The organism is Donghicola sp. XS_ASV15 (assembly GCF_041224595.1).
In the GTDB taxonomy this organism is placed as follows: domain Bacteria; phylum Pseudomonadota; class Alphaproteobacteria; order Rhodobacterales; family Rhodobacteraceae; genus Donghicola.
In genome coordinates, this window is record NZ_JBGFGN010000138.1 from 18,610 (window position 1) to 29,328 (window position 10,719).

Genomic DNA, 10,719 nt, shown 5'->3' on the forward strand with positions numbered 1-10,719 from the left:
GCGCTCCGGTTGGGGCGCCCTTCGCTAGTCCGTAGTTTGCTGTGGCCTTAGTTGGCAGAAGGGATCGCGGCTTTGGCCAGATACTCCATCACTGCGGGCCTTACACTTTGGACGCCAGATTCGCGGGCCTGACAGATTACTTGATACAGCTCTTCGAGGTTGGTGCGGCGCAGCAGATGCTTGACCGGTCCGATTGAGGCGGGTCGCATGGACAAGCTTGGCAAACCAATGGCCGCGAGGCACAGCGCCTCGATCGGGCGGCCGGCGTCTTCACCGCAGAAAGACAGCGGCGTTCCTGTGGTCCGGCAGCGGCTCACGATCCCTTCGAGGAACGAAAGGAAGCTGACGTTCAGCGTGTCATAGCGGCGGCGCACGCGCTCATTTTCGCGGTCGGCGGCAAAGAAGAACTGCTTCAGATCGTTCCCGCCGATAGAGACAAAATCCACCTGCTCAAAGAAGGCCTGCGGCGCAAAGGCCAGCGAGGGTGTTTCAAGCATGGTGCCGATTTTCAGTTCGGATGGCAGGACGTGTCCCAAACGCTCTTCGCGGGCCATGGCTTTGTCTATTTCCTGACGCGCGACGGTGAACTCGTCCATCTGGGCAATGAAAGGAAACATCACAGAGAGCGGGCGACCATTCGCGGCGCGGATCAGCGCCTGCAACTGCATCCGCAAGACACCCGGTTTGTCCAAGCCCACGCGAATCGCACGCCAGCCCAGGGCTGGGTTCGGCTCGTCATTAGGCTTCATGTAGGGCAGGACCTTGTCCGACCCGATATCGAGTGTACGGAACACCACGGGCTGCCCGTCAGCAGCGTCCAGCACGCGGCCATACAGAGCCGAAAGCTCGGCCCGCTTGGGCATTTTGTTCCGAACGAGGAACTGGAGTTCTGTGCGGAACAGGCCGACGCCTTCGGCGCCCGATGTGGGCAAAGAAGGTAGATCGGCCATCAGACCTGCGTTCATGGTTAGCGCGATTCGGCGACCACACAGGGTTTCCGCGGGTAGGTCACGGATTGAGGCGTAACGCTCTTGGGCTTGCGCTTGCATGGCCATCTGATCGCGGAACGCTTTGACCACGTTTTCGTCGGGACGCAGGTGAACCACACCTTGATCGCCATCAAGCAGCACGTGGTTGCCGTTTAGCGCTTCGGTGGTGATGTTGCTGGCGTGGACCACAAGGGGAATTGCCAGTGCGCGGGCCACGATGGCGGCATGGCTGCCAACAGAACCTTCTTCGAGGATCACACCTTTGAGTCGGCGACCGTAATCCAACAGCTCGGCTGGGCCGATGTTGCGGGCCACGAGGATCGGATCATCGGGCATCTCGGCGCCGGTGTCGCTGCCTTGGCCGGTCAAAATGCGCAGCAGGCGGTTCGACAGATCGTCCAGATCGTTCAGACGTTCGCGCAGATAGGCGTCGGTGGAACGCGCCATGCGAGAGCGTGCAATGGACTGCTCTTTTTCCACGGCGGCTTCGGCAGAGAGGCCACGCGAAATGTCCTCTTCCATGCGGCGGAGCCAGCCTTTGGAATTGGCGAACATCTTGTAGGCTTCGAGAACCTGAACATGGTCCGCATCCCCGCCTTCGGCCACGGACAGCATTTGATCCACGGAAACGCGCAGGTCATCGACGGCTTTGCGAAGACGTTCGGTCTCGGCCTGAGGGTCTTCGGCGACGGGGTTCGTGACCACGACCCGCGGCTCGTGCAGCCAGATGTGGCCCTCGGCGGTGCCCTCTTGGCCCACAGTGCCGCGGAACAGAACGGGCTGCTGGTGCAGTGCCTTCAGCGCAGCGCCATCGCCAACAAAGGCACCGAGTTCCGCCATTTCGGCCAGAACCATCGCCACGACTTCCAGCGCGTACACTTCGTCTGACGAGAATTCGCGCGCCTCTTTGGACTGTACGACCAAAACACCCAACGTCTCGCCAAGTCGCTGAATCGGCACACCAAGGAAAGAGGAATACGCCTCTTCGCCAGTTTCCGGCATATAGCGGAAGCCGCGCTCGGATGGGGCGTTGGCGGTGTTGACGATTTGGGTGGTTTTCGCGACGCGGCCCACCAGACCCTCGCCCAAACGCAGACGGGTTTGGTGCACCGACTCGGCCTTCAGACCCTCGGTTGCGCAGAGTTCGAGCGTGTCATCATCGCGAAACAGATAGATCGAGCACACCTCGGTCAGCATAGAGCTGGCAATGAGGTGCGTGATCTTGTCCAACCGCTCCTGACCCGCGCCGCCTTCGGCGAGCGTGTCACGCAGTCGGACAAGAAGCTTTCTGCTTTCGCTTTCGGTTCCGTCGGGCATGGTGCCCCTTAGGCTGATTTCTCCAGTTCAAAGGCATCATGCAGTGCCTGAACCGCGAGTTCCATGTATTTCCGGTCGATCAAAACGGAAATCTTGATTTCCGAAGTGGCAATAACCTTGATGTTGATGCCTTCGTTCGACAGCACCTTGAACATCTTGGCTGCAACGCCGGGCTGGCTGCGCATGCCGATGCCAACGACCGAGATCTTTGCGACATTGGTGTCAGCGATGATCTCTTCGAAGCCGATGGTTCCGGCTTCTTTGGCGTCGTTCAGCGCCTTTTCTGCGCGGGCCACCTGATCGGTGGGGCAGCTAAAGGTCATGTCGGTGGTGCCCTCGTCCGAGATGTTCTGGACGATCATATCCACGTTGATGCCCGCGTCGGCCAAGGGGCCGAAGATAGAGGCCGCGATGCCCGGACGGTCTTCGACCGATACGAGGGTCATTTTCGCTTCGTCGCGGCTGTATGCGACACCGGAGACAACTTTATCTTCCATGATTTCCTCCTCATCGCAGACCAGCGTACCGGCCTCGTCTGACGGTTCTTCAAAGCTGGAAAGGACGCGCAATTTTACATTATAGCGCATGGCCAATTCGACCGAACGGGTTTGCAGCACCTTGGCGCCAAGGCTGGCGAGTTCGAGCATTTCTTCGAACGCGATCTTGTCCAGCTTGCGGGCATTGTCGCTGATGCGGGGGTCGGTGGTGTAGACCCCGTCCACGTCAGTATAGATGTCGCAACGCTCGGCGTCGAACGCAGCCGCAAAGGCCACAGCGGTGGTGTCCGAGCCGCCACGGCCCAAAGTGGTGATGCGGCCTTCGGGGCTGATCCCTTGGAAGCCAGCGACCACGGCCACACGCATGCCTTCGCCGAATTTGTCCATCAGGTTGTCGGTGGGGATCTCTTCGATCCGGGCCTGACCATGCGCCGAAGTGGTCTTCAGCGGAACTTGCCAGCCCTGCCAGCTGCGCGCGGGCACATCCATTTCCTGCAAAGTCAGGGCCATCAGGCCAGCGGTGACATTCTCGCCCGAGCTGACAACGGCGTCGTATTCGCGCGCGTCATAAAGCGGCGAGGTTTCGTTAACCCAGCCGACCAGCTCGTTTGTTTTGCCCGACATGGCGCTAACGATGACAATGACATCATAGCCCTTGGCCACTTCCAGACCCACGCGTTTCGCAGCGCGGCGGATTCGGTCAAGGTTTGCGACGGACGTCCCGCCGAATTTCATCACGAGGATAGGCATGAGAACCCCCCTGTCACCTAAAGTCCGCCCGCGTTTACGCGCAGACCGTCGGCTTCGCAAGGGTCAGAAGGGGTGTTCGCGGCCGTCCCAAGTCAGAAACTTGCCTGTCGTGTCCATGCTTAGGGCCTCAAATTGCGCGGCAAGGCCTTGGGCCGACTCGGAAACATTAATGTCGGCTGCTGCGCCCCCCATATCGGTCTGCACCCAGCCGGGGTGATAAATGCCCACTGCAATTCCGACAGAGCGTAAATCGGTGGCTAGATTGCGCCCGAGGTTCAGCGCGGCCGCCTTGGACGCACGGTAGATGTAGCTGCCCCCCGGCGCGCGTGTGTGAGAGGCCATTTGGGACGAGATGATCGCGATCTTTGGCGCTTTGGCCAGTCGCAGATTCGGGAGCAGGGATTGGACTGTCAGAAACACGCCCGTGACGTTCACCGCGAAAGTTTGTGCCCACATGTCGGCGGGGTAGCCGGTGTCCAGCGACTCGGCAGTGTCAAAGTAAACGCCCGCATTGCAGACCAGCAGATCGATGGGCTTGCCATCCAGATGCGCGGCAAGGGCGGCGTGACTGGTGGGGTCCGTAACCTCGAGCGGCAGGTGATCCGATCCGCTGCGGGCTGTGCCGATCACCGAAGCGCCTTGGGATTGGTAGAGAGTGTAGAGCTCGTGGCCAATGCCGCGGTTTGCGCCGGTAATCAGGACTGTCATCAACTGGTCTTTCGTGTCGGGGTAAAGGGCAGGGGGGCCACAGGCACGTCGTCTTCGATCAACTTCTTGACGTCTTCGGGTTTGGCTTCGCCATAAATCGCCCGTTCGGGGGCGTCGCCCAAATGCTGCGCGCGGGCCTCGGTGGCGAAATTGCCGCCCACATAGGTCGCATTCTTCTCGATATGCTTGCGCATCTCGGTCAGCATTTTTTCGGTATCGCTGTTTTCGGTTAGCTTGGGCGCTGGGGATTCTGCGGGGTCAGATGCAGGTTCAGCTTTTGGCGCAACCGAAGCTTTGTCCGATGTGGAAACGCGCGGGGCCATGATGGCTTTCTCGACCTTGGTGCCGCCACAAATCGCACAGGACACCATGCCCGCCGCAGCGAGCTTGTCATAGGCACTGCTGGACTGAAACCAGCTATCAAATCTGTGCCCTTCGGCGCATTTTAGGTCGTAGCGGATCATCTGGGCTCCTCGGGCGCAGTGCTCCGAAAATATTGGTCTTTGCGACAAATGCAATATCCTCGCCGATCGTGTGACTGGACAAGCATGTGCGACACGCTATCTGCCCACCAACTCAAAGCAGCTTTTTCGCGAAAATATCTTTTCCGCATTAAGCGGGAAACTTTTTTCTCATCTTCGCGTATTGGTGGTGAAGGCGCTTGGTCTAGGAGGAATTCTAAATGTCTGGCAAGAAACGTCTCGCGCTTGTTTTCGCATTGTGTGCCGCGCCGGTTTGGGCGGGAATGGGCGATTTTGCGTTCACCTCGATCGAGGGGAAGCCCATGAACACCGCAGAGTGGGAAGGTCGCCCGGTGCTCGTTGTTAATACAGCCTCGCGTTGCGGGTTCACTCCGCAATATGACGATTTACAAACTCTGCACGAACGCTATGGCGACAAGGGCCTCGTCGTTCTGGCGGTTCCCTCAGATGATTTCCGTCAGGAGCTGGACAGCGCCGAGGCGGTGAAGGATTTCTGCGCCGTGAATTTCGATCTGACCTTGCCGATGACAGATTTGTCGCGCGTCCGCGGCTCCGAGGCGCACCCTTTTTATCGCTGGGTTCAAGAAAGCACGGGCTTTGAGCCGGGCTGGAACTTTAACAAAGTGCTCGTTTCCCCCGAAGGCGAGGTTGTGGCAACCTATGGCTCTATGGTGAACCCAACCGCGCCCAAACTGGTTTCAGAGATCGAGGCGCAACTGGCCAACTAAGGAAAGTCGCCGCGACGTGATCAAAGACCCACGGATCGCCCCCCTTTTTATTGGGTCCGAGATTTACCGGCGCTCCTCTTACGGCGCATGGCATCCCTTGCGGGTGCCGCGCGTCTCGACTGTGATCGACTTGTCGCGTGCGATGGGGTGGTTGGGACCCAAGCAATATGTGCAAAGCCCCAAGGCCAAGGCAGCAGCGCTCTCTGTTTGGCATGATCCTGTGTATGTGGAGGCCTTACAACGCGCAGAGCTCACACAGGCCGTCTCGGATCAGGAGCGAGAGGCATTCGGTCTAGGGACAATGGCAAATCCAGTGTTTCCCGAAATGTGGCAAAGGCCTGCAACCTCCGCTGGCGCCTCGCTCTTGGCAGGAGAGCTTTTGGCCAAGGGTGGGGTGATCTATTCGCCCGCGGGCGGCACACACCATGGGATGCCCGCGCGGGCAAATGGGTTTTGTTATCTGAACGATCCAGTGCTGGCGATTTTGTCCCTGCGACGGACGGGCGTTCGGCGCATCGCTTATATTGACATCGACGCTCATCACCCTGACGGGGTCGAGGTCGCTTTCGGGCAGGACCCTGATGTTTTGATGATCTCTGTGCATGAAGAGAATCGCTGGCCGCGCACCGGTGGTTTGATCGGCGAGGGGGCTGGGAGCTTGTTTAACCTACCTGTTCCGGCGGGATTGAACGATTCCGAAATGTCGGTGATCAGAGATCAACTCATTCTGCCGGCAGTCGAACAGTTCGCACCCGATGCGATTGTGCTGCAGTGTGGTGCGGATGCGGTGACCGAGGATCCGCTGTCGCGGTTAACTTTGTCCAACAATAGCCATTGGGCAATTGTGCGCGCCCTGATGTCAATGTCTCCGCGTTATTTGGTGCTTGGCGGAGGCGGATATAACCCTTGGTCTGTCGGGCGGCTTTGGACGGGTGTTTGGGCCACGTTGAACGGTCAGCACATCCCATCTGCTCTCCCGCCCGTGGCTGTGGATGTTCTGCGGGGGCTGAGATTTGACAATCACCGATTGGGCCGCAATCCGCCCGAGCATTGGTATGCAACATTAAGAGATGAGCCGCGCAACGGAGAGGTCCGGGGGGACATCCTTGAACGCTTGGCGCGGCTCACTGCGAGGTTTGCTGTCCAGATTTGATCACGCGAGTAGGAAATGGTTGCTGGTCAGATCGTCCAGAGCAACGCCGCGCAAGAGCAAGTCATTCCCTGCGTCGTCGCTGATCAACACGCCATTTCCCTGAACCATTGCGTGGTTGGACATCAGATCGTTGAAACCGGCAATTCCCACGGCAGCGCTCAGATCGATCTCTTCGTTGATCGAGGTGGCAAAGTCCGAGATCACATCGGAACCTGCACTAAAGACAAAGGTGTCTCTGCCCGCGTTGCCGGTCAGGGTGTCATCGCCTTTGCCGCCATACAGGGTGTCGTTTCCCTTTTGACCGAACAGTTTGTCGTGTCCAGCGCCACCCGAAAGGTCGTCTGCGCCGGCGCCGCCCTTGAGAATGTCCTTCGCGCCGCCACCGGACAGATCGTCATCGCCAGCGTTCCCATTGAGCCGATCTTGTCCTCGATCCCCGATCAGGACATCAGCGCCCTGACCACCGAACAAGCGATCGTTGCCATTCTCGCCGGACAGCAGGTCATCCTGCCCGCCACCAAAGAGGCGATCCGCCCCATTGCCGCCACTGATGGTGTCCGCTCCGGCATTTCCACGCAACTCGTTCTTGCCCGCATTGCCGGTAAGGTCGTCGTCACCTTTGCCGCCCCATGCATTTTCCACGTAGTTGATGACATTGCCCGACACTGTGACCGCTGCGGCGATGCCGATGTTCTCGCTGATTTCGCCGATGGTCGAGTAGTGACCGGGGCGCAAATCGATGAAGCTGTCCGTGCTCAGATCCGATGCATCAATGAGGTCCGTGCCACCAGCGTCCCAAATTGTCAGAATCACATCGCGATAGACGCCGTCTTCCCCAAGAACCTGCATGCCAAGCTTGTTGTCGTCGTTCGTGGCGTATTGGTATTCAGTCGAACCGTTCTTCCCGTTTCCGTTGCCAAAGTAGACATTGTCTTCGGTCCGCGTGTTCGTGTTCACACCATAAAGTGCTTGGATTGCCTGAATGTCCCAAACCATCGGGGTGAGCGGCCACGCCTGATCTTCGAGGTATTCGTATTCCTCTGCGGGATGGGCGTTGTAGGACATCACAGTCTGCTGGTTTGTCACCGCTGCCGCCCAAGGCCGGTCGTTTGGATGCTCTAGCCCCAAAGCGTGTCCCAATTCATGCAGGTAAGTATTCCAACTCGTATGCCCATATACCGGCGTTCCGTTCACCAGCTGGTCAGGATTGCTTTGATTGATCCACAAATCACCGATGTCGGTCAGGACGTCGCCTGCGCCGTCATAAGGCAGTCCGCTGACGAACCCGTACAAATCCACGTCGTCGAACTCGGTCGCGCCAATCAGGATGTCGCCCACATTATCAGAGCTACTAGCGGAATAGGATGCCGATTTTGCCGCACCTTCGCTGACCAAGACGCCATCGACATACAGGTCCCCGCTGCGGAACTGATAGGTCCAGACGCCGGTCTCGCCGGAATTGCCAGAGCTTTCGTCCAGTGCTTCCAGAGCCTCAGTGCGGCTTGAATATTCGGTTTCGAAATAGCTGCTGAGAGATGAGAAGCCTGCAACAGCGGACGAGCCCGTGCCACTCAGGTCCTCGTATACCCAATTGATCTCTGAATAGTCGAAAATAACGTCAAAGTCGCCATTCCCCTGATCGACCAATGTCAGGCTAAAGGTATTCTCAGGCGCGCTATCCGCAAGACTGCCAGAGTAATTCGTGACATGCCGCCATTCGAGGGTCACCGTGCCGGCATCAGTGTCGATATCTGTGGTGATGCCTTCGGCGCCGATGACAATATCTGTCCAGAAAGCTGCGATCATGGCTGGAACAGAGCCGATCAAAGAAGCCGGCGAGGCCTCGCTATAAGCTGCACCGAGCGTCAAGCTGCCATTGGAATTTACATAAATGTCAGCCGCATCGAATGTCTCACCAAATAGGTTCAGGCCGTCGGCGAATACCTCTGAGATGTCAAACGAAGCTGAACTATCATCCGCAAATGCTAAAACCGAGGAGTAGGATCGCGCTGTGCTATCCGATTCAATTGCGCGCGCGCTGGCACCGGACCCAGATGCGGGGACCAGATTGACGTTTGCCACCTCGTTCCACGCATCAATGGCGAGCAGCATCATGGCCTTTTCAGCGGCACCCATTTGTAGATCTTGGGAGGTCGGAACATACTCACCACCGATGTCCCAGTATTCCTGTCCCTTCGACACAAAGGTTTCGTAATAGCTGGGAAGCGTATCGCCTACGAATGAATAAGTAATGTCATCATTACCATTGTGCCAGCCATCCGCGCCATAAACCAAAAGCGCTTTGTAGTTCTTGAAATTAGGCATCTGTCACAATCCCGAGGCACAATAATCGACGCAAACAACACAGAAGGGCGTAAAGCCCTCTTATCATTGTTTTAACTTTTATCGGTTTTTGAGATTTATTGCGACTCAAATTGCCCAGAGTCCCGTGGCTATTTGCGTTTACAGTTACCGCGACCCCGGCACTGGCAATGCGCGGAGGATACGATCGACGACAGGGGATAGGTCGGTGGTCTTTTGGATCGTGGCCGTCGCGCGTTCTGTTAGCCGGTTGGGATCTTCCAAGGCGCACGCCACAGCGTCAGCCAAGTCGGAGGGAGCGTTGACCAAAACCGCGCCGCCCGCAGCATCAAGATCCCGATATATGCGGCGAAAGTTGCTCGTGCTGGGGCCGTGGAGAATCGCAGTTTTATAGGCTGCAGGCTCGAACGGTGTATGCCCACCTTTGTCCGCAAATGAGCCCGCAACAAAGGTCACCCCCGCGGATGTGTACCACATAGGCATCTCGCCCATAGTGTCGGCCAAATAAATCTCTGTGGACTGATCTGGTTGCTCACCAAGGCTGCGCTGCGCAAATCGAAATCCTTTGTTCTGCAATATTGCCACGATCTCTGAGGCCCGTTTGGGGTGCCTCGGAGCGAGAATCAGGAGCGGTGCCTCGCCCTTTTGTCGAAGCGCATCCAGAGCGTTCAGCATGATGTCCTCTTCCCCTTGGTGGGTCGAGGCGGCAAGCCAGATTTGGGAGCGTGGACGGTTCAGGGCAGGGGGGTCGATACGATCCGCCTGATATAAAGACTTCAATTCAATAACTGGTGCCATCTGATCTGCGCCGACGCCCAAGGCGAGGAACCGGTTGCGCGAGCCTCTGTCCTGCGGTGCCAAGAACGAGAGACTTTGGAACATCTCCTTGCGCAGAGATGGTAAGCGCTTCCAGATTTTTGCTGACTTTCTGGAAACCTTCGCGGCAACGAGGCAAACAGGAATGCCCTGTGCCGCAGTGGCCACGAGGCGGTTCGGCCAAAGCTCGTTCTCCAAGCTTAGCAAGGCAACGACCCGCCGACTGGCAAGCAACCGTTTTGTCGGGCCGCGTAAATCCAGTGGGGCGCAAAAAGCCGAAACTTGGGCAAGATTCCATCCCCTCACCATTTTTCGGGCGCTTACGGTATTTGTGGTAACGGTAATCTCCAAGTCCGGACGTGCAGCGCGGAGTGCCTCTATAAGAGGGCGTGCGGACTCAAGTTCTCCGTTGCTCGCGCCGTGCACCCAAATGTTTGCGCGCCCTGCTTTGGGGCAGTGTCCCAACCTTTCGGCAAAGGCGTCTCCGGGTTCTTTGCCGCGCAGGGTTCGCAGGGCGAGTGCTCCGGCCAGTAGAGGTGCGATCAGCGATATGGTGGAACGATAGAGCAGCAATTGTGGTACCTATGGGTGAGGGGTGTCAGCATGAAGGCCACAACTCGGCCTGCATGTCGAGACGTGGGGCGTTCTATGGAAACCTTAGAAAAATGCACGTCTCCAAGGAAATCTGTGGATAAGTCATTTTCTTCTATTTTTTCTCTTGCGACTCTTTGTAGGTATCCGTAGAAGGCCCCTCACCGGCGGCGCTGCGGCGCGGTTGGGGCGGACGGGACGGCCGAGAGGTTAGACGGTTCGGTTAGAAATTCTGGAGATATTGGTTGGCTGCAGTGCTAAGGGATTGGCGCTATGGTTAGTTTTTTGTCTCCGCGCTCTTTGACATCGCGAGTATCTGAAGAGATATGTGGGCGGTTTGGTTCATTCGATGTATCAAACGCTGCA

The 10,719-nt window shown here is 57.7% G+C and carries 8 protein-coding genes; 2 read left to right on the plus strand and 6 right to left on the minus strand.

The window, feature by feature from the left end:
* Positions 1-47: 47 nt before the first annotated feature.
* From ptsP to AB9K37_RS11535, 4 genes are all read right to left on the minus strand, one after another.
* Positions 48-2,306 carry a phosphoenolpyruvate--protein phosphotransferase gene (gene ptsP / locus AB9K37_RS11520; protein ID WP_369838683.1) on the minus strand — a complete coding sequence of 753 codons (2,259 nt, stop codon included), beginning with the start codon at positions 2,304-2,306 and terminating at the stop codon, positions 48-50.
* A gap of 8 nt (positions 2,307-2,314) precedes the next feature.
* Positions 2,315-3,553: an aspartate kinase gene (locus AB9K37_RS11525; protein WP_369838686.1), complete on the minus strand. Its 1,239-nt coding sequence runs from the start codon at positions 3,551-3,553 to the stop codon at positions 2,315-2,317.
* 63 nt (positions 3,554-3,616) lie between these two features.
* Positions 3,617-4,261 (minus strand): SDR family NAD(P)-dependent oxidoreductase, encoded by a 645-nt coding sequence (locus AB9K37_RS11530; protein WP_369838688.1) that lies wholly within the window; start codon positions 4,259-4,261, stop codon positions 3,617-3,619.
* The gene (locus AB9K37_RS11535) at positions 4,261-4,725 is read right to left on the minus strand and encodes a DUF1178 family protein (protein ID WP_369838691.1); all 465 of its coding nucleotides are present in this window, start codon (positions 4,723-4,725) and stop codon (positions 4,261-4,263) included. The genes AB9K37_RS11530 and AB9K37_RS11535 overlap by 1 nt, the downstream gene beginning before the upstream one ends.
* A 218-nt stretch (positions 4,726-4,943) precedes the next feature.
* Here AB9K37_RS11535 and AB9K37_RS11540 point away from each other — a divergent pair, with 218 nt between their 5' ends.
* Positions 4,944-5,471 carry a glutathione peroxidase gene (locus tag AB9K37_RS11540; protein ID WP_369838694.1) on the plus strand — a complete coding sequence of 176 codons (528 nt, stop codon included), beginning with the start codon at positions 4,944-4,946 and terminating at the stop codon, positions 5,469-5,471.
* A 16-nt stretch (positions 5,472-5,487) separates the two neighbouring features.
* The gene (locus tag AB9K37_RS11545; protein ID WP_369838696.1) at positions 5,488-6,624 is read left to right on the plus strand and encodes an acetoin utilization protein AcuC; all 1,137 of its coding nucleotides are present in this window, start codon (positions 5,488-5,490) and stop codon (positions 6,622-6,624) included.
* On the opposite strand, the gene AB9K37_RS11550 is transcribed toward AB9K37_RS11545, so the two are convergent.
* Both AB9K37_RS11550 and AB9K37_RS11555 read right to left on the minus strand, forming a co-directional pair.
* Positions 6,625-8,949, minus strand: coding sequence for a nidogen-like domain-containing protein (locus AB9K37_RS11550; protein ID WP_369838699.1), 2,325 nt, complete (start codon positions 8,947-8,949; stop codon positions 6,625-6,627).
* Positions 8,950-9,093: 144 nt separating this feature from the next.
* A complete protein-coding gene (locus tag AB9K37_RS11555; RefSeq protein WP_369838702.1) occupies positions 9,094-10,335 on the minus strand; it encodes a 3-deoxy-D-manno-octulosonic acid transferase in 1,242 nt (413 codons plus the stop codon).
* Positions 10,336-10,719 lie beyond the last annotated feature (384 nt).

What these genes read in the sequence shown, in the direction of transcription:
- ptsP (WP_369838683.1), bottom strand. Translation starts at nt 2,306, where the DNA reads ATGCCCGACGGAACCGAAAGCGAAAGCAGAAAGCTTCTTGTCCGACTG.
- AB9K37_RS11525 (WP_369838686.1), bottom strand. Translation starts at nt 3,553, where the DNA reads ATGCCTATCCTCGTGATGAAATTCGGCGGGACGTCCGTCGCAAACCTT.
- AB9K37_RS11530 (WP_369838688.1), bottom strand. Translation starts at nt 4,261, where the DNA reads ATGACAGTCCTGATTACCGGCGCAAACCGCGGCATTGGCCACGAGCTC.
- AB9K37_RS11535 (WP_369838691.1), bottom strand. Translation starts at nt 4,725, where the DNA reads ATGATCCGCTACGACCTAAAATGCGCCGAAGGGCACAGATTTGATAGC.
- AB9K37_RS11540 (WP_369838694.1), top strand. Translation starts at nt 4,944, where the DNA reads ATGTCTGGCAAGAAACGTCTCGCGCTTGTTTTCGCATTGTGTGCCGCG.
- AB9K37_RS11550 (WP_369838699.1), bottom strand. Translation starts at nt 8,949, where the DNA reads ATGCCTAATTTCAAGAACTACAAAGCGCTTTTGGTTTATGGCGCGGAT.